Origin of the sequence: Treponema sp. J25 (assembly GCF_004343725.1) — a bacterium.
Classification (GTDB): Bacteria; Spirochaetota; Spirochaetia; order Treponematales; family Breznakiellaceae; genus J25.
The window spans coordinates 22,950-47,058 of record NZ_PTQW01000032.1; the positions used below are offsets into that span (position 1 = coordinate 22,950).

Annotated in this window: 19 protein-coding genes; 13 read left to right on the forward strand and 6 right to left on the reverse strand. The window is 50.8% G+C overall.

Translation table 11 applies throughout. The annotated features are described in order from the left end of the window. Positions 1–107: 107 nt before the first annotated feature. Together C5O22_RS09915 and C5O22_RS09920 are read left to right on the forward strand one after the other, a co-directional pair. Positions 108–914 carry an RNA methyltransferase gene (locus C5O22_RS09915; protein ID WP_132781400.1) on the forward strand — a complete coding sequence of 269 codons (807 nt, stop codon included), beginning with the start codon at positions 108–110 and terminating at the stop codon, positions 912–914. A 137-nt stretch (positions 915–1,051) separates the two neighbouring features. Beyond that, positions 1,052–1,537 (forward strand): hypothetical protein, encoded by a 486-nt coding sequence (locus C5O22_RS09920; protein ID WP_132781402.1) that lies wholly within the window; start codon positions 1,052–1,054, stop codon positions 1,535–1,537. A 78-nt stretch (positions 1,538–1,615) separates the two neighbouring features. Here C5O22_RS09920 and C5O22_RS09925 read toward each other — a convergent pair whose 3' ends face one another. Genes C5O22_RS09925 through C5O22_RS09935 form a run of 3 tightly spaced genes read right to left on the reverse strand, consistent with a single transcriptional unit; the run spans position 1,616 to position 4,774 of the window. After that, a complete protein-coding gene (locus tag C5O22_RS09925) occupies positions 1,616–2,356 on the reverse strand; it encodes a WecB/TagA/CpsF family glycosyltransferase (RefSeq protein WP_132781404.1) in 741 nt (246 codons plus the stop codon). Beyond that, entirely contained in the window at positions 2,335–3,231 is an 897-nt protein-coding gene (locus C5O22_RS09930) for an RsmE family RNA methyltransferase (RefSeq protein ID WP_165910487.1), read from the reverse strand. The genes C5O22_RS09925 and C5O22_RS09930 overlap by 22 nt, the downstream gene beginning before the upstream one ends. 22 nt (positions 3,232–3,253) lie before the next feature. Further along, positions 3,254–4,774 carry a S41 family peptidase gene (locus C5O22_RS09935; RefSeq protein ID WP_132781408.1) on the reverse strand — a complete coding sequence of 507 codons (1,521 nt, stop codon included), beginning with the start codon at positions 4,772–4,774 and terminating at the stop codon, positions 3,254–3,256. A gap of 138 nt (positions 4,775–4,912) precedes the next feature. Between C5O22_RS09935 and C5O22_RS09940 the strand changes: the two genes are divergently transcribed. From C5O22_RS09940 to C5O22_RS09960, 5 genes are all read left to right on the forward strand, one after another. Continuing rightward, the gene (locus C5O22_RS09940) at positions 4,913–5,398 is read left to right on the forward strand and encodes a hypothetical protein (protein ID WP_132781409.1); all 486 of its coding nucleotides are present in this window, start codon (positions 4,913–4,915) and stop codon (positions 5,396–5,398) included. 4 nt (positions 5,399–5,402) lie between these two features. Beyond that, the gene (locus C5O22_RS09945) at positions 5,403–6,542 is read left to right on the forward strand and encodes a nucleotide-binding protein (RefSeq protein ID WP_132781411.1); all 1,140 of its coding nucleotides are present in this window, start codon (positions 5,403–5,405) and stop codon (positions 6,540–6,542) included. 10 nt (positions 6,543–6,552) lie between these two features. After that, the gene (locus C5O22_RS09950) at positions 6,553–9,465 is read left to right on the forward strand and encodes a flagellar assembly protein A (RefSeq protein ID WP_132781413.1); all 2,913 of its coding nucleotides are present in this window, start codon (positions 6,553–6,555) and stop codon (positions 9,463–9,465) included. A 9-nt stretch (positions 9,466–9,474) separates the two neighbouring features. Further along, positions 9,475–10,536 carry a prolipoprotein diacylglyceryl transferase gene (lgt, locus tag C5O22_RS09955; protein WP_132781415.1) on the forward strand — a complete coding sequence of 354 codons (1,062 nt, stop codon included), beginning with the start codon at positions 9,475–9,477 and terminating at the stop codon, positions 10,534–10,536. A gap of 113 nt (positions 10,537–10,649) precedes the next feature. Beyond that, a complete protein-coding gene (locus C5O22_RS09960) occupies positions 10,650–12,029 on the forward strand; it encodes a pyridoxal-phosphate dependent enzyme (RefSeq protein WP_132781416.1) in 1,380 nt (459 codons plus the stop codon). Positions 12,030–12,203: 174 nt separating this feature from the next. On the opposite strand, the gene C5O22_RS09965 is transcribed toward C5O22_RS09960, so the two are convergent. Then, a complete protein-coding gene (locus C5O22_RS09965) occupies positions 12,204–12,650 on the reverse strand; it encodes an Hsp20/alpha crystallin family protein (protein WP_132781418.1) in 447 nt (148 codons plus the stop codon). 388 nt (positions 12,651–13,038) lie between these two features. Here C5O22_RS09965 and C5O22_RS09970 point away from each other — a divergent pair, with 388 nt between their 5' ends. From C5O22_RS09970 to C5O22_RS09990, 5 genes are all read left to right on the forward strand, one after another. Continuing rightward, positions 13,039–15,132 (forward strand): IS1096 element passenger TnpR family protein, encoded by a 2,094-nt coding sequence (locus C5O22_RS09970; RefSeq protein WP_132781420.1) that lies wholly within the window; start codon positions 13,039–13,041, stop codon positions 15,130–15,132. Positions 15,133–15,184: 52 nt separating this feature from the next. Continuing rightward, entirely contained in the window at positions 15,185–15,658 is a 474-nt protein-coding gene (locus tag C5O22_RS09975; protein WP_132781422.1) for a PTS sugar transporter subunit IIA, read from the forward strand. A 10-nt stretch (positions 15,659–15,668) separates the two neighbouring features. Then, entirely contained in the window at positions 15,669–17,636 is a 1,968-nt protein-coding gene (tkt, locus tag C5O22_RS09980) for a transketolase (RefSeq protein WP_132781424.1), read from the forward strand. Continuing rightward, on the forward strand, positions 17,636–18,487 hold the full coding sequence (locus C5O22_RS09985; RefSeq protein WP_132781426.1) for a lysophospholipid acyltransferase family protein: 852 nt from the start codon (positions 17,636–17,638) through the stop codon (positions 18,485–18,487). The genes tkt and C5O22_RS09985 overlap by 1 nt, the downstream gene beginning before the upstream one ends. A 225-nt stretch (positions 18,488–18,712) precedes the next feature. Next, positions 18,713–19,885, forward strand: a complete 1,173-nt coding sequence (locus C5O22_RS09990) for a hypothetical protein (protein ID WP_132781428.1) — start codon at positions 18,713–18,715, stop codon at positions 19,883–19,885. Positions 19,886–20,184: 299 nt separating this feature from the next. Here C5O22_RS09990 and speE read toward each other — a convergent pair whose 3' ends face one another. Continuing rightward, complete coding sequence (gene speE, locus C5O22_RS09995) at positions 20,185–21,102, reverse strand: polyamine aminopropyltransferase (RefSeq protein WP_132781430.1); 918 nt, start codon at positions 21,100–21,102, stop codon at positions 20,185–20,187. Between the two features lie 156 nt (positions 21,103–21,258). After that, positions 21,259–22,092 (reverse strand): adenosylmethionine decarboxylase, encoded by an 834-nt coding sequence (gene speD, locus C5O22_RS10000; RefSeq protein WP_132781432.1) that lies wholly within the window; start codon positions 22,090–22,092, stop codon positions 21,259–21,261. A gap of 218 nt (positions 22,093–22,310) precedes the next feature. On the opposite strand from speD, the gene C5O22_RS10005 reads away from it, so the two are divergent. Beyond that, positions 22,311–24,011: an HD-GYP domain-containing protein gene (locus C5O22_RS10005; RefSeq protein WP_132781434.1), complete on the forward strand. Its 1,701-nt coding sequence runs from the start codon at positions 22,311–22,313 to the stop codon at positions 24,009–24,011. Positions 24,012–24,109: the final 98 nt, after the last annotated feature.

The window sequence follows — 24,109 nt, forward strand, 5'->3', positions numbered from 1 at the left end:
GTTAAAGGGGAGCCCTCTATAAATTAAAAAACACAAAGATGGGTGGGCCGCTGTCCATCTCCAAGAAGAACCTACAACAAGAAGAACCTTACAACGAGGACGTGACTATGCTATTTGATGATGTGGTGGTCATTCTCTGTAGACCAGAAGATTCGGGCAATGTGGGGGCCGTATGCCGGGCCATGAAAAACATGGGCTTTTCTTCTCTCCGTATCGTAGCGCCAGAGGCCCCTCTGGAAGAAGAAAAAATCCAGACCCGGGCAATCCATGCCTTTGATGTATACCAGGGGGCCCGCTTTTTCAACAGTCTTGTGGAGGCCATTCAGGATATTCCCTTAGTCATTGGAACCACCCGTCGCCGGGGGAAAAAACGTAAAGACATTTCAGTTACCCCGGAAGAACTAGCACTCTATTTGTACGAACAGCGGGGACCCGCCGCCCTGGTGTTCGGAAACGAACGGACTGGATTGAATCAGGAAGAAATAGCCCTCTGTACCCTCGCCTCTCATATCCCGAGCTCGGAAGTCTTCCCCTCTCTTAATCTTTCCCATGCAGTACAGGTGTACACCTATGAGCTTTTCAAAACCTGGTCGAAGTTTTTAACAGCCCCCTCTGCCAGTCAACAGTCCGAACCAAGGGCCAGCACCGTTTCCCCTTTCGATACCAGTTCTGGGTCTCAGTGGGTTCCGGTAGGTCGGCACGATATTGATGAAACCGTACAGATCATGACCGATGCCCTGGCTAGTATCGGCTTTTACAAACAGGCCGGTAGGCCAGAGCAGGAACGGTTTTTCCGGGATATCTTGAGTCGAGCAGGGGTCACCTTACAGGAAAAGCGGTATCTGGAGCAAATTTTTCGTAAGATTGGACGTCTAGAAAGCAAATTATCCTCAGCAAGACCGGGTGAATCTTAACGTATGGCCCTTCTTTTTTTTAGAGGGCGGACCCCACGTATCTATACCGCAAGAAATTGAGAGAGGCCTGTCCTATTAAAGGCCAAAATCCGGCGGAACCTCTTGCTAAAGAAGGATTCCCGTACCATACTCATGCTATGAAACGAATAGTCATCGCCCTCATTGCGGCTCTGATACTCGTCGAGAATAATGGGTTCTCTCAAAATCGTTCGGGGAATCTGGCAGAAAAAACCGTGTATTCCGTCGACTTTTCTAAAACCCTGGAAGATTTTGGCCGTATCACGAAAACCCTTGATGACTCCTGGGTGTCAAAAAGCACGGCGTATATCCTGGATGGGACCATTGGGTCGGTGATAGTCCGGAATGACTCGGAGACCTCTTTTCTTGCGGAAGTGGAACTGCTGGGAGGAAAGTGGAAAGACGAAGAAACGGTGGAGCTTTTCCGGGCCTATGTGCTTTTCGAAGATCCCCAATTCCGTCAATATTTTATTGCCGGATCCTCTCAACGGCTTCGAATTGGGCAGCATATTCTTGTTTTAGTAGAATACCAGGGTCTGGGAACCGATTATGATGCGGTAACTCCTATTGCGGTGCTTCGCTGTCGGATGCTTCGCCCCTTGTAACATAACACATGGATACCGGCCCCCAGGCATTACATCCCTTACAGTATCCGGAGACGAGTCGGCATCCCTCTAATAGCTTTAGTAATACCGAATCTTATAATACAAAAGGAGAATTTTGAATTTCAAATACGGGAAAATGCGAAAAAGTTTTAAAGGATTACGAAGGCAATACCCTACCCATTCAAGACCGTGATTAAAGGCCTTTCGAGAAGGTCGATGCCGTCGTTCCGCAAAAATATCAAAAAGGTCGCTACACCAAATATGAATCCCCGGTCCTAGACTTGCTTCGTTACGCACAAGCCAGTTTTCATCCCCCGGAACTCCTCGACCAACCAAGAGAAGAGTGGGAGAAGATTTTTTAATAGCCAAAAGGATGGATGCTTCTTCATTCCTTTTATAATATCCCGCACAGCGCCCCACAATCCGCAGTCCAGGGAAGGTATGGCGAATATTCCGCTCCGCGATTTTAAGTGTCCGAGGACGGCCGCCCAAGAGATACAGCGACTTTCCCCGGCTTTCCAGGGCATGGAGGGTTTTTATAAAAAAGTCAAAGGGCATGTATCGGGGTACCGTTTTGCCATATAAGAATTTTAAGCCCCCTATAATACTTTTAGAAATGGGGATTACCATGGCAGCCTGTTGCACAAAGGTCCGGTATTCCTTGTGTTTTCGAGCCCGAAGAAGATCCCACAGGGAAAGCAATACAATGTGCTCCGCCTTACCGGACGCAGCTACCTCTAATATTCGTTCTGAAAGTTCTTCAGGGGAAAGATTGGTAATAGGAACATTACAACAATCTAATTTTTCAACGGAAGCCACGAATGTTTCTCCATCAGAATAACAGATACCGCCGCAAGCGCACTGATTGCAGCAGTTTCAACCCGTAGTACAGTAGCACCAATGACCACTGGTACGCAACCGGCTTTCTTAAATTGTGCCACTTCGAAAAAAGAAAACCCCCCTTCGGGCCCAACAATAAGCATAACCTCCTCCACCCTATCAGCCACAAGGTGATGTAGAAAAGCTACGTCTTCCGCATCTTGATGAAAGAGGAGAGCGCAGGTGTGGGGATTCTTCCCTTTTCTTTCGAGAATAATATCGCAAAGGCCTGCCACATCCGTAAGGGCTTTACAAGAGGTAGATACAAATGAACCACTCTGCTGTTGAGCTTCGATAATTATCTGCTGCCAACGACGGGATCGGTTCTGGACGTCCTTTTCTGCGGAAAAACGAGGAATCGAATGTTCAGACGTAAAAGGGATAATTTCATCCACCCCCCATTCTGTGGCTTGCCGAATAATGGTATCCATCTTGCTCCCCTTCGGCAGGGCCTGACAAAGCACAAGGCGCTCTGAACGGGAACGTCCCAGCCGTTTAGCGTCCGACTGCAAAGCCCGCACCATGGCGGGTTTTAAGGACGAAATAGCCGCTGGATTTTCCGCTCCTGCCGTCATCGCCTCTTCTCCTCCTGGAGGAGCCAAAGGGCTGCCGCTCGGAGGCGATGATACCCTCGCCCACAGAGAAGTAGGGCCTAGACGTTCGATAGTACAGAGGACCTCTTCCCCGGCGGGAAGAAGGGCCCGAAACGAATCCCCTTCTTTAAAGCGCAGCACCCGTACAAGGTAACGGAAGTTCCTCCCCCCGAGTTGGATCCTTCCTTCCTGGGGGGCCTCTTCAAGTACCAGTCGCCGCATATCCTTTAAGGGTCCCTTATAGTCATTGCTGTGTGTTCGTTGACTTCCCTTCCGAGCCAACGGGTTCATCTTTCGCTTCCGCTTCTTCCTGGAGTTGCTTTAAGGTTTTGCTTTGTTTTATCAGTTCCGGTACGTTCTTTTCTTTCAACACCCGGACTGCGGCTTGTAATTGTATATCAAATTCCAAATCGTACACCGGGGCAATCTTGGTACGCATCTGTTCATTGTGGATAAGCCGCCGCACCAATTGAAAATCCAGATTGTAGGTTGTGGCCACCTGGCGGGCAAATTCCTCGATCCTCTGGGGACTGGCATTCCCTTCATTTTTTACAAAATTGGGAATCCTGTTATCCTGGTACAGCTTGTTGAGCGATTCAAGCTGAACTTCGGTCAGCTCCGGTTCTTTCACCTCCATGTCCGGGGGGATACCCTTTTTATCAATATTTACATCGCTGGGGGTATAGTATCGGGCAGTGGTAAGTTTAAAGCCCGCCGTATCAATGGGGAACACCTGCTGGACGGAACCCTTCCCGTAGGAACGCTCTCCAATAAGATAGGCCCGTCCCCGATCCTTCAGAGCCCCTGCCACAATTTCCGAAGCCGAGGCAGATGCCCGATTAATTAATACCACCACAGGAATAGAAGGCGGTACTAACGGATTCCGACGGGCCGTATACACCACACTTTCTCCGGGCAAACGGGATTTGGTAGAAACCACCACTCCCCCATCCAGGAAGAAATCGGCTACCCCAATAGCAGCATTGAGAAGACCACCATAATTATTGCGGAGATCCACAATACAGGCCTGGTAGTTCTTCTTTTTAAAATCTTCTATTGCTTCTCGGGTTCGTTCTACCGTCATAGGGGTAAACGTAAGGATCTTTAAATACCCAATAGAATCGCCAATCATGGCATGTTTTACGGTGGGAACCTCTATGACTGCCCGTTTCAGGGTCAGGGGGAATTCCATCTTTTCTCCCCGCCGGATTCGAATGGTCACTTCTGTACCCGGTTCTCCCCGCAGGCGGGAGAGCACCTCATCCATGGTAAGCTTATCGGTGGATTCACCATTGATTTCCAGAATGAGGTCCCCAGGCATAATACCAGCCCGCCACCCCGGAGTGTCTTCGATAGGGGCAGCTACTTCCACGTAGGGAAGCTTCCCTTCCGGAAGCTTGCCCGAAGGCTTAGAGATATAAAGACCTACTCCCCCAAAGGATCCCTGGGTGGTATCATTTAGATCGGTCATATCCGATTCAGTAAGATACGTAGAATAGGGGTCCTCCAGGGCTTCAAACATCCCTTTCATGGCCCCTTCGTAGAGGACCCGGGGGTCTACCTGATCGACATAGTGATTCAAAATAAAGTTGTACACGTTCTGAAGAATGGCAGAATAGTTCTGCTGACTTTTTTGAGTATTCTGTCCCACCACCTGGGAAACAATAACGAGGGAAAAGAAAAGTCCTATACACAGGGTCGTTCCCAGCCAGGTTCTTCGCACAATACGAGAGCGTTTATCGCTCGATGCTTGTTCGTAGTTCATGGTTACATTCTAGAGATGAATAGCCCTTTGTCAATGAGATAAATCCAGAAAAGGGACTTCCGCCACCACTTCGCCATATGCCCTCCAACCTGCAATAGGGCCCTTGACCCAAAGGGATGAGAACCGTAGATTTTTATCATGAAAAAGCGTGCGTTGTGGCTTCTCCTGCTGGTTGGATATGAAGCTATCCGGTTATTGGTGTTAGTTGGCTGCATCCTGGGGGCACAGGAAAATCCCGGTGGAACGGTTCTTAGCGCAAGCGGCAAAGTGGGGTTCCTTCTCTTGTTAATTCCACAGGCGTTGTTTGTGTATATGCCCCTCATGGTGTATAGTGATAAAAACACCTATATTCAGTATCTTCCCCTCTATGGGGTAGGTAAACTTTTATCGCTCTGGATCGGAGGGGTAGCTTTGTTCTTCTTCTGGAAACCTTTTATAACCCAGTTGATAAGTTACTCGGTGGATGTTCTCGGCATCCTTTTTATAGGATGGGGGGCCTTTCTCCCTTTCGAAGGGCTCGCTGCATTCGGAGCCTATCGGTGGTATAAGAACTATCAACGCTCTCAGGGAAATATGGTGTACCTAGAAGATAAACAAGCGCTCTCGCAAGAAGGGGGAACATAGAGATATGCGGATACTACCGATTGCCAGTGGGAAAGGAGGAGTAGGCAAGTCCCTGATTGCAGCAAACCTCTCAGTGGCCTTTGCGCAGGCGGGGAAACGGGTAATCCTGGCAGACCTCGATCTGGGGGCATCTAATCTTCACCTGATTATTGGATGTCGCTCTCCTCAAACTGGAATCGGCACCTTCCTCAGCGACACCCGCTCCGATTTCTCCCGGGTCATCATGGATACGGACATTCCCAATCTGCGCTTTATTCCTGGCGACGCGGAAATTCCGGGAAGCGCCAACCTTAAGCAGAATCAGATTACCGCCCTGGCAAAGCGCCTGTTAAGTGTAGATGCGGATATCCTGGTGATTGACCTGGGAGCGGGGAGTCATCAATCGATCCTCGACTTTTTTCTCCTCTCAGGCCGGGGTATTGTAGTAAGCACCCCCACGGTGACTGCCACACTGAATGCATATCTTTTCCTTAAAAATACGGTCTTTCGGCTTATGTATTCCTCATTCAGTCGAGGTTCACCGGCCCATATCTACCTGGAGGGTCTCCGTAAAGAAGGGACGGCCCTGCAAAAGCTTTACATCCCCAAACTTCTGGAACACATAAGCCGGATCGATCCCGAATCGCACGGGAAATTTCTTAAGCGGATGCAGTATTTTCATCCCCGGCTCATTCTCAACATGCTCGATGAGCCCAAACAGGCAGAGGTGGCCCTTAAAATTCGCCGTTCCTGTTCAGAATATCTGGGGCTCGATCTCGAACACCTGGGGGTGATATACCGGGATTCGCTCCAGGACATTGCCCTGGCTTCGCATCTACCGATTCTATTGTATAAAAACGAAGCTATCCTCTCCCAGGCTATCTATCGCATCGCCGATAAAATCCTTCAGAGCGAAGAAGATGAGGTATTTCTGGAAGGCCGGAGCATTGAAGAAAGTTTTCAGGAAGCGGAACTGGAAGCGGAGGTGGATTTTGAAGCCCGCATGGGCTATGTGGAAGACCTCCTCCATTGCGGAGCCTTGAGTATGGGAGACCTGGTAGAAACGGTGAAAAGCCAGCAATTAGAAATCAACCAGCTACGAAAAGAAAACTTGTTTCTAAAATCCAAGTTAACCAAAGCCATAACCCAGGGATTCAAGATTTAGAAGGTGCACTATGGGTGGGCTCGTCATTAAAGGAGACCTGGAACTCGTCCTGGACCCCCTGGAAGTAGAAGTGGCCCTCCGTTTTACTCCCCGTTCGCAGGGTCCCCAGTGGGGCGTCGAAGAAATTCTGAAACTTCTTTCCGAACGACAGATAGTTCCCCCACCATCTCCCAAGAAAATGGAAGAGGTTCTTTTTAATCTTGCCCGAGCGAAGAGTCCCGTTACGGAGGTACTCCTCCGGGGGCAGCCCCCCGAACCTACCGTCCCCGAACGGGTGCAATGGCTAGAACTGCCCATTCCCGGTGAACTTACCCCCTACGTGGATGAAGCTCTGGAGCGCGCGGGGGCCCCCATCGTGTACCGAATAAAAACAGAAAAAATAAAACGAGAAACGGTGGTGACCAAACCGGGCCCCCTCCCCTTCCTGCCTCCTAAGAAAGAGGTGGTAATTACCTATGATAAAAAGGAAAGCCGCGAACGGGTTTTTGTAGATACCACCGTACAGGACCGTCTGTATGCCGACAGGGGAGTAAAAGTAGGCACCCTTATTCCGGCTAAACCCGGCAAACCAGGAAAAAGTGTGTTTGGGAAACCCATTCCGGTCTCGGAAAATGACAAAACAAACTTTCTCTTTGGAGAAGGCCTACGGGTTGAACGGAACGAAATATACTGTGACACAAGCGGTATCATTCGGGTTGGAGATGGCTGGGCCGACGTGGTCCCCCTTCCCCGGCATCGCTGGCGGGTAGAGCGGGGTACCGATGGCACCACCCTTTATCTCTACTTTGAACCGGGGCTTCGGGAACTCCCTTTGCCAGATCCCATAACCATAAAAGAAGCGGCCCGTTCCCAGGGGGCGGTGGATAAATATCTTATTTCTGACGAACTCATCAAAAAGGAACTCCAGAAGGCCCTTGAAACAGGTCAGCCCCTTTCGGCCTTTCCCCTCACGAGTTACCAGGAGGCGGATGCCCGGGTGGAAATAACCCCTGACGGCCTTCGGGCCTATTTGTATCTTCGCAAAGGGATGGCCGGCGCCCCTCCCCTGGAACCGAAACGTATTGGCGAAGTCATCCGCCAATCAGGCGTACGACTAAAGGACCCCCAAAAAGTAAAAACAGATATTCTTGCTTTTTTAAAGGGCCCCGCTACGGAACTTAGCGACTATATCCTTGCAGAAGGAACAGCCCCAAGTCGTGGAAAAGATAAAGAAATAAAGATAACCGTTTCCCCCTTAAATGAAGAGGAATGGCAAAAAAAGAAAGAAAGGCTCCAGCAGTGGCTTTCCCATCCTTTACAAAAAGGGATTTCCCTCCTCTTTCCTCCCGAGGAAGCAACGATAAGTGCGATGGTACAGAAGGGCAGCCGGGTAGCCCAATTAGTAAGCGCTGCTTCTGGCACACCGGGGATGGACGTGTATGGCCAGCCAATTCCCGCCATTCCTGGCAATGACCCGGACATGGACTATTCATCGGGCCTTTCCCTGATAAAAGGAGACCTGATCTGTGAACAGTCGGGCTTGCTCCTGATTAAACAGGTAGAACGAAGTTATGTGTTTCAACTCCTGGAGTATCAGGACGCTCGTATCACCGTCCAGATTCGAGAGGATGGGATGGAAGCCACCCTCAGCCTAGAGAAAGAACAGGGAGCGGGAACACCGCTTACCGCCGAAGGGGTCCGGCAGGCCCTTTCCGACGCGGGAGTTCAGCGGGGCATCGATGGGAATGCGCTGGGGGACCTTATAAAAGAAGCCCTCGAACAGGGGAGCGCCGGTCCTCGGGTGGTAGCCCGGGGAGAACCGGCGATTCCTGCGGGCGGAGTAGCCCTGGTGTGGCAGCTACCATCCTTACAACAGGAAGGGGCTCCCATGGGTCGTCAACCCACAAAGGCACCTGTGGAAAAAGGACAAGAGGTAGCCCAGCTTATCAAAACAGGAGAAGCGGGACGGGCCGGCTTTGATGTACGGGGTAATGTGATAGAACCCGAAAAAGGGGAAGGCTTCCCTGTTAAATACGATGAGTCTTTGCAGGCCCTTCCCTTTGAACGGGGGCTTCGCCTTATCGCCGGCCGTTCAGGGGAACTGGTATTTGATGGGTGGAGTCTTACCATCCGTTCTCAGTATGTGGTTTCCGCCGATGTGGGCCCCCGCACGGGGAACATTAATTTTACAGGGGAGATTCGAATTGCCGGAAAGGTCCAGAGCGGTTTTGCCGTTTTCGGCGGTACCGACATTTACATCGGTGGACCGGTAGAAGGGGCCCTGGTTTCCGCGGGTGGGAAAGTGGTCATCCAACAGGGAATCATTGGTGGAGACCGGGGGGTGGTCCGGGCGCGCAAAACCATAGAGGCTTCTTTTGTGGAACGGGCAACCCTTTTAGCGGTGGAAAACATCGTCATTAAAAACGGGGCCCTGGGCTGTAACATTAAAACCAATGGGAAGCTCCATCTTGTAAGCGAACGGGGAGTCCTGGTAGGAGGGGTCTGCAAGGCCCGGCTCGGCATTGATGTTATGCAGGTTGGTTCGGAACGGGGCATTCGGACCGAAATTTCCTTCGGTCAGGACTATCTGATTGCGGATCAGATAGAAGTATTAGAACGGGAACAGGAAAAGGTGCGGCAGGCAATTCAAGCGCTGGATAAACAGATTAAACAGGCCCTTGCCTCGGGTAAAAACATCGATGGGCTGGGAGCCGAAAAGGTGCGGCTCCTTAAATTGCTCGAGAAATACGGCATGAAGTTGTTTACCCTGCGGGAAAAATTTGAAGAACATTTCCCCTCGGAAATTCGGGTGCGGGGGAATATCTTCCCCGGGGTGGTCATGGAAAGCCATGGTCGGTATTATGAAGTAAAGCAACGTCGAAGTCAGGTGGTCTTTTTCTTTAACCGGGAGACTGGCCGGATTCAAGAAAAATCTCTTGTGTAAGGAGTTTCTATGCCCCTCTATATTCAGTATCCATCGTGGTTACACCCGGAGATAATTCCAGGCTTACCTATCCGCTGGTATGGGCTCATGTATCTGGTAGCCTTTGGGATTACCTATTTTTTGTTTAGGCGACAGCTAAAAGAGCGCTCCATTCAGGTAGATGAGGATAGCATTTCGGGGCTCTTTTTTTGGGGAATCCTCTCGCTCCTCATAGGAGCCCGTGTTTTTGCCACCATTGTGTACGACACCAGCGGAATCTACCTTCGGGCCCCCTGGAGAATCTTCTGGCCCTTTGACGAAAAGGGCCACTTCGTAGGACTCCAAGGTATGAGCTACCATGGAGGGGTTATTGGGGCCATCATTGGCATTGCTGGCTATTGCCGGTACAAAAAATGGTCCATCCGCGAGATTGGGGACCTTCTTGTGGCGGGCATTCCCCTAGGGTATACCTTTGGGCGGCTTGGGAACTTTATCAATGGAGAACTGTACGGCCGGGTTACCACCGCTCCCATAGGGATGATTTTCCCCCAGGCTGAACAGTTTCCCGTCACCGAACCGTGGGTGCGGGAAATCGTAGAAAAACTAAACCTGGCGGTGACTTCCGGCTATGTCAACCTTCCCCGCCACCCCTCCCAACTATACGAGGCCCTCTTCGAAGGGGTAATTCTCTGGCTTATTCTGTGGTTTCTTCGCAACCGGCGCCCATTCCGGGGTTTTTTGATCGGCCTGTATCTTATCGGGTATGGGCTTTTCCGTTTTGTAATTGAATATTTCCGGGAACCCGATGCGGATTTGGGCTACCGCATCCAACTGGTGGACACCGGTTTACCTCCGGCCCTTTTTTCTTCTCCTTTTAATCTCTCCACCGGCCAGGTACTCTGCCTGTTGATGATTATAGGTGGGGGTATCTGGCTATGGGTGGCTTCCCGCTTACCTGGCCGGGAACTCCTTGCTTCTTCCATACAGGCGGGAACCTTTGTGCCCGGGGCCTCATCAGAAAAAGGCCGGGGAGGTGCGGGTTCGAATCGTCCAAAGAATGAACAACGGAAACTCCGTAAGAAATTACGATGATTTTTTCAGGAAGAAGGGATCCATTTTTAATTTATTTTTGATATTTAAAGATTTTAAAGATAACCATTGTCGGAGCCCAGGAAGCACCGACAATGTTGAATGAGGAGGTTATTGTGCGCTACTACAGTACCCGGGATCCTAGCCATTATGTCGATTTTAGAACCGCCGCTCTCACGGGGCTCGCCCCCGATGGAGGCCTGTACATTCCCGAAGAATTTCCCGCCTATCGAGGGGCGGTCCGTAATTCTTTGCATACCATGTCTTTTCTGGAAATAGCCTTCGAGACGATTCGCCCCTACGTGCAGGGGGAAATTCCCGATTCGGTGTTGCAAGACCTGGTAGCCTCCGCCTATCCTTTTACAGCCCCCATCGTACCGGTGGGGGATCGCCTGGTACTGGAGCTTTTTCATGGGCCCACGGCCGCCTTTAAGGACTTTGGGGCCCGTTTCATGGCCCGGGCTTTCTCGTACCTCCGACGGAACGAAGATAAACCCCTGCATATTCTCGTAGCCACCTCCGGTGATACCGGGGGGGCTGTGGCGGACGGTTTTTTTCAGGTGGAAGGGATCTCGGTAACCGTGTTGTACCCCCGGGGGAGGGTAAGTCCCCTTCAGGAACGGCAAATTGCCGGTCTTGGGGGCAATATTCAAGCCCTCGCGGTAGAAGGTTCCTTTGATGATTGTCAGCGCCTGGTAAAGGCCGCCTTTGGGGACCGGCGGCTCCAGCAAAAGCTGGTGTTATCCTCGGCCAATTCCATCAATGTGGCCCGGCTTATTCCCCAGGCCGTGTACTATGCCGCAGGGGCAGGTCGCCTGTGGGGAGGTCATTACGATACTGACGGCGCAGCCACCCCCCGCCTTGAAGGCAAAGCGGAAGAACAACGGGTAGTCAAAAAAGGCATTCCCCAGGGAAGCAGGGTGATCTTTTGCGTCCCCAGCGGTAATTTTGGGAACCTGACGGCGGGGCTGTATGCCATGGAGATGGGAGCCCCCATTCAGGGTTTCATTGCAGCCACAAACATCAATAAAACAATTCCCGAATACCTGGAAAACGGGGTATATACCCCTCGGACCTCCGTGGCCACCATTTCGAATGCCATGGATGTGGGGGCCCCCAGCAATTTTGAACGGATGAAGGCCCACTGGTCCTACGAAGCCCTCCGGAGTCGAATCCAGGGGGTATGGGTCACCGACGAAGCCACCCGGGAAACCATCCAGGAAGTAAAAAAACAGCACGGTTATGTACTGGATCCCCATGGCGCGGTAGGATGGCGGGCCGTCGACCACCTCTTACGGGATAAGAAGCTCCGCGTCGAAGAGGAGCCCCTGGCGGTGCTGGCCACCGCCCATCCGGCTAAATTTTCAGAAGTGGTGGAAGACCTGGTAGGGCCTGTTCCCCTTCCCGAGGCATTACAAAAAGCCCTGGAACGGCCCGTCCTTTCTCAGGTAATCCCTGCGGACCTGGATGCCCTGGTTTCGGTTCTCCTGAAATAGAAAAAATAAAATGGCCAGGAGAACATATTCCTGGCCCTTCTTCTTTTTTACAAAAGCCCTTTTTTTACTGTTCAGTTACTGTTCAGTCGGAAAACACAAAAGCCGGGCTCCCGGGCACCCCCGAGAGCACCGGCCTTTTAATCCAGGAGGACGTGCCCCGGAATATCGGCTCCTTTAGCCTTCAATCTTGATGAGTTTCCGCTGCGCTTCGGGCTGTTTCTTAATGGTCATGGTAAGGAGCCCATTTTTGAACGAAGCGGTAATCGCATCAGGATTGGCATCTTCCGGAAGCGTAAAGGACCGTTTAAAGGCCTGGCAGTACCGTTCCTGCAATACATAGGTGCCTTCCCGTTTTTCGGTCTTTTCGTCCCGTTTGGTTTCGATGGTAAGAACCTTACCATCCACATGGGCCGAAATAGACTTTTCATCAAAGCCGGGAAGTTCTGCCTCCAGGATATAGGCATCTTCCGTTTCGCGGACATCAACGGCGGGAATACGGGTGGTCAGAACCCCCTTACCGTTAGAATCTCCAAAATCACCAAAGAAAGAATCGAAGAGCCGATCAAAATCTTCCAGGGCCTTCTGGATTGAGCGGGGTCGATACAGACTCAGAGCGTTCATAGGAACCTCCTTCTTTATACGTTTTAACATCCCCATACGGCGGATGTTGCACCTCCACAGCCGGTGCAATTATTTATTTACAAAAACCGTGCCAAAATGCAAAAACAAGAAACAGATTATAAATATATACAATGAAATAACTTAAAATTATCTGCATAACAACTTGCAAGATGCGTTCTTTTTACTTACAGGGAAATCGGGTCAGAGGGAAAAACAAACCCTTCGTTTCGGTAAGGTGGTTTAATCAAAAGGAAACAAAATGTATCATAAAGAATCACCAGAAAGAGTCATATTGACACAACCGGCGACCGGGGCTCCAAGCGGGGCCACAAAACCCCAGAACAACCCTTGATTATTCTTTCTCTTCCGGATAATAGTAGAAAATCTGATGACCTTGACTCAAGAAGACGCCCTTTACGACTTTTTAGATATTACCACCAGCCCCTTCAGTGTACAGGATGCGGTAGCGGCCGTGCTTGCTCAGGACGCATCTCTCAAGCGTAACCTTGAACGGGATATCCTTGCGTTTTTACAGGAGCGGCGCCTCGCATTCCCCATGAATGACGGCCGATGGCTATCCCGCTGCGGCTATTTTCAAAATGGGTATTTTCTTATTACTCCGAGCCGCTTAGAAATCCAAAATGGGATTCTTATTCCAGGGCACCGCTGCGTTCCCTTTGCCAACCCCTTATTGCTGCCCCACGAGTATACCTTTTACTGGAAAGAAAAAACCATTCCCTACACTACCACCGAAGGGGCCCCCGAGGATTTTTATCCCTACTATAGCATTTTTGGAGAGGAATACGCCCCCCAGTACATAGCCCGGGATAACCCACAAAACGAAAGTCTGTATAACCAGGACCCCTACGAAGAACCCGCAGAAGTTTCAATCCATACGCTGGATATGCGTTCCTTCTATCGCGAGACAGGGGTGCTTCCCGGCCAGAGCATCCTTGTTCAACTCAAAAACTGGAAACTAGGCTATTTTGAGATTGTGTCGGTGGTTGCAGAGCCGCCGAAACAAGAAGAGGCAAACATCTGGATTGAAGCCCTGGACCGGGGATTTTCCCAATCCTTTAATAGCATTGGCCCCGGAAGCTCTACCGAGGAACAGGTCGCCTTTGCCTATTGGTTTGCCGGAAGCGATGTTCTGCACCATCCTGCCTATGCCTTAGAAACCTATCTTTACGAAAAAACCAATGTGGTAGACGTGGTACCCTACGGCATGGAAAGCCGTTTTTGGTTTGTTGGGAAAGATATTCCCGACGGTTCTGCCGATGCTACCGTCACAGGACCACCGGATAAAACCGAATTGGAAGAACTTCTCTATGACTATGGGATTCCGGTTTCAGAATATGTGGTCCAATCCTACATTCGGGATGTGCTGGCCTTTCCTCCAGAAGAAGGCGATACCATAGTTCCTGCGGAATTCCCTCCCCAACAGCGGTTAATATGGACTGTTTTGTATCGATTGGTACCACCTCCCATCAAACTAGAAGAGCAGGATTTCTTCTTTGTGTTCCAGTACATTCAAGAGGTGCTCCTCGAAATTCAGCCTAACTATAACCCCTTTACGGATCTTCCCCTGGCCACAATACGGCACAGCGCCGCCGAATTTCATACCGCTCTCATCGAACAGATGGCCCGTCTTTCCCGATCTCCTATTGAGATGGAATGGCTTCCCAAGCACACATTTATCGTCCTCTCCCAATTACAGTTCCATACGGCCCATATACTCGAAGAATTGGACACCGACGGGGGGCTTTCAGAGGTGGAGTTAGAAAGCCTCGAAATCAGCCTGGATGGCATGCTTGATACGTATCAAGAAGTGCGGCAACGGATAGAAGAAGCCCTGGAAGAGGGGCGCAAACAGCGCCTTTCCCTTGTAAGGCCAGAGAAAGAACGCTTTCCCCGGGCAGACGAAAAAACCGGCAACCTTGTTTCCGCCGTTGTGTTGCAGGCCTCATTACGGGGGACCGATGTATGGAGACGTTTCGTGGTCCCTCAAGAATGTTCCCTCGCGATGCTCCATCGAATTCTTACCATTCTTTTTGACTGGTCAGGGAACCTGTGGTATAGCTTTATAATAGATGCTATGGTATACACAGAAAAACCCAATGAGGGGGGCTTTACGGTTCATACAACGACGGTAGACCAGCTTCTAAAAGAAAACATCCGGGAATTGGTGTATGATTATGGGGAAGATTCTCCCTGGGAAATTCATTTGCGGATAATGTATGATCTTACCCTTTCCCCAGAAGAAGCGCCATTCCAATGTCTTTTAGGGGAAAAGGCCGCCCCTCCAGAATACATTGGGGGCCCCTTGCGATTTCGAAGGTTTTTAGCCGCCCTGGGAGGAAGCGATACAGAACAGCGTCTTGCCCGTCATGAATTAGGAGAGAATTTTAATCCCGACTTTTTTGATCGGGATCGATACAATCGTCAACTCGAAAGGTTGACCCAAGAAGTACGCAGCACCTAGACATACCGTACCCAAGGAACCGAGGAGAATCTGAGCAAAGGAGGTTTTACATATGGAACAGGGGAGTTTAGTACCACTTTTACATCGAGGTGGGGTTTTTTATAACATTCCAGGAGAGACCTCCACCGAAGCACTTGTTGCCTTTGTAGATTCTCTTACGTTACCCCAGAGTTTACCCGCCGAATTATTAAAAACCGCCATCCTGGAACGGGAGAATTTGATGCCCACCGCGGTAGGCCATGGCATCGCTCTACCCCACCCCCGCACGCCGCTTTTGTCACGACCGGAAGAAGAATTCATCGCCATGGGGTATTTGCAACGGGCTCTCGATTGGCATGCCCTGGATGGGAAACCCGTTCGTACCCTGATTCTTATTGGGTCGGCTACCCCTAAATCGCACCTGTGGATTCTTTCTCGTCTGAGCTTCTTATGCCAACAGGAACCGTTTAGAAAGCATTTAGAGGAACGGGCCTCTATACAAGAATTGACGAATCTATTACAAAAAATAGAGCAAACCTGGAAATAAGGAGTAGTGTATGAATACCCATGCCTTGGAAAAGGTGGCCTTAAGCGTCCGGGCTCTTTCGATGGACGCAATTCAGAAGGCAAACTCAGGCCATCCCGGCCTTCCGTTAGGAGCAGCTGAACTAGGAGCAGTCTTATACGGCGAAATCCTTAAACATGATCCATCGGATCCCACCTGGCCCGACCGGGATCGTTTTGTGTTATCCGCCGGCCATGGTTCGATGTTCTTGTATTCCCTGTTGCACCTTAGCGGGTATCCTATCTCTTTGGAGGATATAAAGAATTTCCGGCAAGTGGGATCTCCCTGTGCAGGTCACCCTGAATACGGCATGGCTCCGGGGATTGAAACTACCACCGGGCCTCTTGGTCAGGGGATCGCTACAGCAGTAGGGATGGCCATTGCAGAAACCATGCTTGCCGCCCGCTTTAATACCCCGGACTATACGATTGTGGACCACTACACGTACACCCTGGTAGGCGACGGTTGTCTCCAAGAGGGGGTTTCTGCGGAAGCATCTTCCTTAGCAGGGCATCTGGGACTTGGTAAGCTTATCGCCTTTTATGATTCAAATCATATTACAATTGATGGTTCTACGGACCTGTCGTTCACCGAAAATGTGGCCAAACGGTATGAGGCCTACGGGTGGCAAGTGCTAGAAGGTTCCATGTATGACCTCGAAGGGATCCTTTCGCTTGTTCAGCAAGCAAAGCAGGAGACTTCAAAGCCCACCCTTATTATTCTTACCTCTATTATTGGGAAAGGGGCCCCCTCTAAGCAGGGATCCCACGAAGCCCATGGGGCTCCCCTGGGAACCGAAGAAGTGGCCGCCGCCAAGGCCTACTTAGGAATCCCCGGTGACTTTTACGTAGCCCCTGAGGCAACTTCATATTTCGCAGAAAAACAAAAGGAATGGAAAAAGGCCCGGGAGAACTGGGAACTTCGCTTTAACGAGTGGTCCAAAAAGTACCCCGATAAACGAGCCCAGTGGGATGCCTTTTATGCAGGAAAATCTGAAGGGACTCCCTCCTTTCCCTCTTTCAACATAGGGGACAAGGTAGCCACCCGGAGCGCTTCCAACAAGGCATTGGTAGCGTTCTCAAAGGTTACCCCCAATCTGGTGGGAGGTTCGGCGGATCTGCAGGGTCCCAACGCGGTGGCCATGCCAGAGGCTGGCACCTATTCCCGACACAACCGGGCAGGGCGTTACCTCCACTATGGGATTCGTGAATTCGGCATGGCCGCTATTTCCAATGGGTTACAACTCCATGGCGGATTGCGGGCCTTCTGCGCTACCTTCATGGTATTCTCGGATTATCTCCGGCCGGCCCTGCGACTTTCGGCCTTGATGAAGCAACCGGTGATTTATGTTCTGACCCATGATTCAATCTTTGTGGGCGAAGATGGACCTACCCATCAACCTATTGAACACCTGGCAAGTCTCCGGGCTATTCCCAATGTACGGGTCCTCCGGCCGGCAGATGCGGAAGAAACCATGGTCGCCTGGGAAATGGCTATGGAACATCGAACAGGACCAACGGTGCTGGCCCTGACTCGTCAGAACGTACTGGTCTTTAAGAAGGACGATCCCGAATGGAAAAATACGATCCGTACGGGGGCCTATATCGTGCGTCAAACCGAGGGGACCCCGGATGTTACCATCATTGCTACCGGTTCGGAAGTAGCCATGGCCCTGGCAGCGGCAGACAAACTGGCTCCCAAAAAGGTGCGGGTGGTCTCCATGATCTGCAAAGAACTCTTTGAAAGTCAGCCCGCGGTACTCCAGAACAGCATCGTACCGCCGGGGGTACGAACCGTAGTGTGTGAAGCGGCCTGCCATCTCGGCTGGGAAGGCTGGGCAAAGCGGGAAGATATCCTTTCAATTGATCGTTTTGGCGAATCTGGACCGGGAGATAAGGTGGCCCACCATCTGGGCTTTACGGTGGATGCCCTGGTGGCCCTGATTCAACGAGGGCTGTAATGGGGAACCGGTCCTCGAGAAAGCTTCGGCAAAGGTCTCTCCCTTTCCCGTTGCAGAGCCCTATCGAGGGAGATAGCTACCATACGCCGGAAGGGATTCCCCGGGCGTTGAGGGAATATTTTCTCCTGGGTTCCCGGTGGAGTCCTTATAGTTTTTTCATCGCCTCGGTTCTTCGGTATCGGACCTTTGCTCTCGAGGGCCGCTATAGTCACGAACTGTTTGCCCATAGTTCCCTTGAACTCATGCACAATCTGGAACGGTGTGGGGCCCGTTTTAGCATTCAGGGGCTTGATCACCTGCGAAGGGTACCGGGCCCCCTGGTGCTCGTGGCCAATCACATGAGCACCCTGGAAACAACCCTTTTGCCGGGGCTTATTACCCCCATCAAGCCCGTAACCTTTGTGGTAAAAGAGTCGCTCCTGCGGGGATTTTTCTGGGGACCTATCATGCGATCCCGGGATCCCATTCCGGTAACCCGACGGGATCCCCGTCAGGACCTCGAGACGGTTTTGAATGAAGGGGTAAAGCGGCTCCAAGAGGGAATTTCGATAATTATCTTCCCCCAAGGCACAAGAAGTGAAGTGTTTGATCCCCGCTCTTTTAACAGCCTGGGGGTAAAGCTTGCCTCCCGCGCCGGTGTCCCCTTGATGCCCGTGGCCCTAAAAACCGACTTCTGGGGGAATGGCAAAGTCTTCCGTCCCTTCGGGGCTGTCCACCGGGATAGGATAATCCACATTGCCTTGGGGGAAGCCCTTCCAGTATCTGGCAGGGGAAAAGCCGAACATGAGGCGTGCCTTGCGTTCATTACGGGACGCCTTAAAGAATGGGGCGCGTCAATAGTCGTGGAGTAACAACAGGGGAAGGGGAACCTATTCTGGGCCCCCTTCCCTTTCCATGAAACACCTCAGGACAGGGAAAAGCCCCAAGAGGGAAGTTCTCCAAGAGAGGCAGGTTTTTCCCGGGTTTTCTCTAACGACATTTATCTAATTTCTAACAAATCTCTAAAAACTCCAAAAAGTATAATTTTGAAAAATCCCATTGAAAGGGGTATAATAGAAAATACCCTAAGAGGACCTATGATGCCCCGGAAACCTGTGAAATTGATGTTACTTGGATGTCTATGTTTTGTGCTACCCCTATGGCAGGGTGGGGCTGAATCTTTCTTTTTACAGACCCTGCGCCCCAAAGATGCCCGTACCATGGCCCTGGGGGGAACCTACGGCACGACTTCCCGGGGCTACGGAACTTTATACGGAAATCCCGCGGGGTTCTCGCTGGGGAAAGCTCAGTTTGCAACCTTCTCTTCCCTGTGGATATATGCCCCGCTGTCAGAAAAAAACATACACACCCTCCTTGGTTCTGGGTCAAAAGAAGAAAATCTACATACCCTGGAAGAGGTTCTCCTGAGCAATGGTTTTGGCGGAGGCGCTCTGGTAGGGTTGGGAATAAGCGGGAATAACCTTGGACTTGGAATAACTTTGATTACCGACAATTATGGGAAAGGAGAGGCAGGAGAACAGGATACTTCATTTTATTCGCAAACCCAGGGGAACCTTATCATCGGTATGGCAGTACCCTTGACCGTAGGGTCAGCAATCCTTGCTATTGGGGGAGATATTCGTCCCTTCTTTCGAATAGAAGGGAGCACATCGGTCACGGGGGTTATCCAGGACCTTGTGTCAGGGGGTATCTCCCAGATTGTCATGGGGATGCTGGATAAAGAAGCCCGTTTTGGGGTGGGGCTCGCCCTTGATCTGGGGTTGCTGGTCCAGTTTGACCGGTTTGAGATGGGGCTTACTGTTCGGGATATAGGGTTTCCTTTTCCCATGGGAACGGTGACTTACCAGGAGACCCTGCAGTCCTTCGCATCCCTCTCCCTTCCCCGAAACAAAGGTTCCCTCACCGATTCGGCACAGCCTATCCCTGAGGTAAACCTGGGATTCCGCTGGGCCCCCTATGGGGTACCAGGCATTCTGGAGCCCCTCTTGCTTCTGGAAATCCAGGATCCTATTCCGGTATTCATGGATGGGGCTTCCTGGTGGAATCTTCTTCACCTGGGGCTGGAAGTAAAAACCCTTTCTTTCCTTTCGCTACGAACCGGATTTAACAAGGGCTGGATTTCCGGCGGTCTAGCCCTTAATCTTGCCTTTTGTACGATCGAAGGGGCCATTTTTACCGAAGAACTGGGGCTTCAATGGGGTTCCCAGCCCCGCAGAGGTTTTTCTCTCACCGCGGCGCTCCACTTCTAAGCACCCACTGTCATGGCCCGTTGGGGCTGGATTAATAGGAGCGGGGAGCGAGGGTGTACAGCAGGCGGTTCTCACATTGCCCGGTTTCATTTACTCCAGTACGAAATTGGAAGCGGCTTTATTCCATCCTACGGGAACAAGCGGCAGGAGGGGCTTTCGGGCCGCTTAAGGAAATAACACATAGAGGGCAATAAGAGGGGTCCCAGATAGCTTTCAGGGAAATCGAGGTGAAGGGGTCATCCCCATCCCAAGCCACAGTTCCCGGCTTTCACCTACCATAAGGAGCCCACCGAGAGGGCCTATCCATGGTAATCAAAACTATCAGGGAACTCGGGATGGGCATCGGTACTGATATCTCCCGGCATAGTCCGCAGGGCCTCAATGTAGGGATAGGTAGCAAAAAAGGCCTGCCAGCTTGAGGGGGCAATGAGGTTCAAATTGCCCAGGGCCCGCTGAGAAAGCCGCCTTTCCACATCGGCTGGGGTAAGCACCGCTGGGTCAAGCTGGGGAGAGCAAATCGCAAAGGACCAGAGGCTTCCGTACATACGAACATAGGTATAGGCCGGCCGTACCACAGAAAACACCGCCGATAGGGTCCGGTGAATTCGCCCAAAGGCCAGTGGGCGTGTTTCTGGCGACTCGCTATGCATTACAAAAAAAGAGTTACCGTCTTTTAAAAGCCGGGAGACAAGACTGAAAAACTCTTTTGTGTATAAAAAAAGGGATGGCCCCATGGGGTCGGTCATGTCCATGATAACCCCATCATACTGGCCGGTACAGGTTTCCACGAAATGCCGGCCATCCTGGAAGAAAAGCTCCACCCGGGGATCCTCGAAGGCCCCGCCGTTTAAATGGGGAAGATACTGGCGGGAAAAACGAACCACCTCTTCATCAAGCTCAACAAAATCTACCCGCTCTACCGTGGGGTGACGGAGCACTTCCCGCAGGATTCCCCCATCGCCTCCCCCAATGATAAGGATACGGCGGGGTTCAGGGTGGGCAAGCATGGCGAGGTGTACCATGGGCTCATGGTACTGGAACTCGTTCTTTTCCATAACCTGGGTTGCCCCATCTAAGAGGAGGACCGTGCCAAACTCCTGGGAACGAACCACCTCTATTTCTTGATAGGCCGTTGCACCTTTTTGGAGCGTTTCTTCTACTTCATAGAACCAGCCACTCGACAGGCTGAGCCGTTCCATAATACGCCGTTTTTGCACAAACTACCCCTTTCGCACCAAAGCGATTGTACCCCCGAGATCTCTATCAGCTTGATTGGCTGTTGGGCCTTCCCCCAACAAATCCTGGGCGGCTACAACCTCGCCCTCGGCTTCTTCCGATTTAGTCCCCTCTTAAACCGCCGTGGAGACCCCTTCCTAGAAGTTTTCGCACTCAAAAATCTCCTGCATTTCTTTTTTCAAAAGATCCCGAATGCGTTTGCGTTCTTCCTGGTCCAGGTCTTCAATGTCGGGGCCAAAAAGATAGTCGTTGAGTTTTATTTCTTTCTTTCGCATCTTTGTATGGAAAATATTATCCGAGAGGATATTGATATCATACACGAGGTAATCCGCCAGGATGTCCTCATCTATAAAGTCTTGAATAGATGAAATATCATGATCGATAAAGATCTTTTGCCCCTTGGTATCCCGCGTAAAACCCCGTACCCGGTAATCGATAAGCACCACATCCGAATCAAAACAATCGATAAGGTAATGAAGGGCCCGAAGGGGACTGATCATCCCACAGGTAGATACATCAATATCTACCCGAAAGGTAGCAATTCCCGTAGCGGTATCAAATTCGGGATACGTGTGGGCGGTGATATGACTTTTATCGAGATGTCCAACCACACTCGCCTCTGGAAGAGGAGGAGCTATCTGATTTACACCATGGCTACCATAGGACTGATGGGTAACCGCCGGGGTCAAAATAGGGTGATCCTCATTGATAAGGGCCACCACACTTGCCCCTCGGGGATCATAATCCTGGGTAGTGATACTAACAAGCTTGGCATCAATAATACGGGTTACCTCTTCGATAATGTTTTTAAGCCGTTCCGAATCATATTCTTTATCAATATATTCCAGATACTCAATCTGGGACTGGTGAGAACGGGCATAACAGACATCGTAAATGTTAAAACTCAGTGATTTAGTCAGGTTATTAAAACCTTCAAGCCTGACTTTCCGGCCCCGGACGTGTTTTAGCACTTCGGTGTCGTCCTCCTTGTCTTGCTGGATAAAACCTTATCATGGTACAAAAAACATCCCCCGTCAATACCTTAAAAGCTCCTGATAAACAAGAACTTCTACTAATGCTAAGTAGCACAAAGTTGCGAAAATTTAGAGATATTGGAGATTTTCCTGTTTACTCAGGCATAGCTTTTATGATATAGTATTTTATATATTCTAAAGTGTGATATAGGTTCATGGTAAAAGAAAACGACTCGGAAAAGTCTACTGCAGCGATTATCGATCTTCTTCTAGAATTAGACTGGTATGAATGGGATCCCCGGCTCTACTATCACCGATTACTCGAAGTGGTGCTCTCCATCATCCCTGAAGCTTCTAGTGGAACAGTAAGCATCCGAAACCCCGAACGATGGGAATTTGTGGCCTCCATAGGGCATGAAATGCCTAAGCTCCTCTCCCTCCAGTTGGACCCTCGCTGGTGGGTCCCTTTACACGGGGTTCGACTGGTAGGCAGTTTACTGGAATGTCTTTCGCTGGCAACCCCTCATGAAAGCCAGCGGGCCCTTCAAGAATGTTTTGGCCCCGCAGGGAAAACCCTAGTGGGAGCCTATCAATTAGACAACGATGAGGAAATCATTCTTACCGTTGAAAGTACCAATAAAAAGGACAGCGGGGCCTTTGCCCCAAGCCATATTCGTACCTTTGAGGCCTTTCTTAAATTAGCGGGTAAGTACCAGAGCATCACCCTGCAAAAAATGGCGCTGGAAAACGTCCACGAATCCCTCGTGTGTAGTTATGAGGAAATATCTACCCTTTCTACCAAGATTCGGGAACTTCTATCCCTTTCTCAGCAATTTGGGGACAGTTCCGTAAAACTTTCAATGTTCTTTAAACAGCTCTTGCTGGTTCTTTTTAAACTGGTAGATGGGATTGATTATGGAAGCATCGCCTTAATCAAAGGAGAGCGCATTTCCTTTATTTCCGCCCGGGGCCATCGTCTTAAAGAGTTGAATCAGCGGTATCTTAAAAAACAGTGGTTCCTCCTGGAAGAACAAAAGACCATGCTGGAAATTCAGCACCTGCACCAGATATGGAAAGTGAAAATGCCCCCGGAAGTGTATACCGAAATACAACGGGTATTCCTGCCTACCGAATCTACTTTGATGTTAACCGTGCCCGTAGATAACCGGATAAGCCTGCTTTTTATGCTCGACATTGCGGCGGGGAAAAAAGGACGCTTCACAAACCTGACCAAACGGATGTGCCTTTCCTTTGCGGAACTTGCCCGGGGTTTTGTAAGCCTTCGGGTCCAGGCGGAACTTACCCAACACGCCTACTATACCTTTTCCCAGAAGCTGGCCCGGGTAGTAGAACAGTACGACCCTGAAACAGGGGCCCACAATTACCGGGTCTCCCTTTTATCGGAATACCTGGCCCGTAAAATGGGGCTTTCCCCTAAACGGTGCGAAGAGATAGGTCGCTATGCGGGACTACATGATATCGGCAAAATTTTTATCGATTCCGTCATCCTTCGAAAGGAAGGGCCCCTTACTGCCCAGGAATTCGATACGGTAAAACAGCATACCACCTTTTCCCAGGAACTCCTGGAAGGCTCCTTTTTCGAAGTGGCCCGCAACATTGCCATGTACCACCATGAACGCTGGGATGGAAAGGGCTATCCCCTGGGCTTACGGGGAAACCAGATACCCATTGAGGCGCAAATTGTGGCCCTTGCCGATGTATACGACGCCCTTCGTTCCAGTCGGGTGTATAAGCGGCCCTATACAAAAGAAGAGGCCCTGCGCATCCTGATAGAAGGGGACGAACGGGACCTGCGGGGCCAGTTCAATCCTCACCTGCTTAAGATTTTTCTGGACCACATTGAAGAAATCGAATGCACCATTTATAAACACTGCCCTGAAGGGGCTGCCTTCTAAGCGCTGGTATGTTCAAGGGGCGCCGCATGATACGTTTTGGCGCCGTTCCCGGAGCTATACGGCAGTGGTTTGGATGCCGCCCCTTTTACAAAAATAGC

Coding starts and splice junctions, on each gene's coding strand:
- tkt (WP_132781424.1), top strand. CDS start 15,669: ATGAATACCCATGCCTTGGAAAAGGTGGCCTTAAGCGTCCGGGCTCTT.
- C5O22_RS09940 (WP_132781409.1), top strand. CDS start 4,913: ATGAAAAAGCGTGCGTTGTGGCTTCTCCTGCTGGTTGGATATGAAGCT.
- lgt (WP_132781415.1), top strand. CDS start 9,475: ATGCCCCTCTATATTCAGTATCCATCGTGGTTACACCCGGAGATAATT.
- C5O22_RS09990 (WP_132781428.1), top strand. CDS start 18,713: ATGATGCCCCGGAAACCTGTGAAATTGATGTTACTTGGATGTCTATGT.
- C5O22_RS09945 (WP_132781411.1), top strand. CDS start 5,403: ATGCGGATACTACCGATTGCCAGTGGGAAAGGAGGAGTAGGCAAGTCC.
- C5O22_RS09930 (WP_165910487.1), bottom strand. CDS start 3,231: ATGCGGCGACTGGTACTTGAAGAGGCCCCCCAGGAAGGAAGGATCCAA.
- C5O22_RS09985 (WP_132781426.1), top strand. CDS start 17,636: ATGGGGAACCGGTCCTCGAGAAAGCTTCGGCAAAGGTCTCTCCCTTTC.
- C5O22_RS10005 (WP_132781434.1), top strand. CDS start 22,311: ATGGTAAAAGAAAACGACTCGGAAAAGTCTACTGCAGCGATTATCGAT.
- C5O22_RS09970 (WP_132781420.1), top strand. CDS start 13,039: ATGACCTTGACTCAAGAAGACGCCCTTTACGACTTTTTAGATATTACC.
- C5O22_RS09935 (WP_132781408.1), bottom strand. CDS start 4,774: ATGAACTACGAACAAGCATCGAGCGATAAACGCTCTCGTATTGTGCGA.
- C5O22_RS09950 (WP_132781413.1), top strand. CDS start 6,553: ATGGGTGGGCTCGTCATTAAAGGAGACCTGGAACTCGTCCTGGACCCC.
- C5O22_RS09975 (WP_132781422.1), top strand. CDS start 15,185: ATGGAACAGGGGAGTTTAGTACCACTTTTACATCGAGGTGGGGTTTTT.
- C5O22_RS09915 (WP_132781400.1), top strand. CDS start 108: ATGCTATTTGATGATGTGGTGGTCATTCTCTGTAGACCAGAAGATTCG.
- C5O22_RS09920 (WP_132781402.1), top strand. CDS start 1,052: ATGAAACGAATAGTCATCGCCCTCATTGCGGCTCTGATACTCGTCGAG.
- C5O22_RS09965 (WP_132781418.1), bottom strand. CDS start 12,650: ATGAACGCTCTGAGTCTGTATCGACCCCGCTCAATCCAGAAGGCCCTG.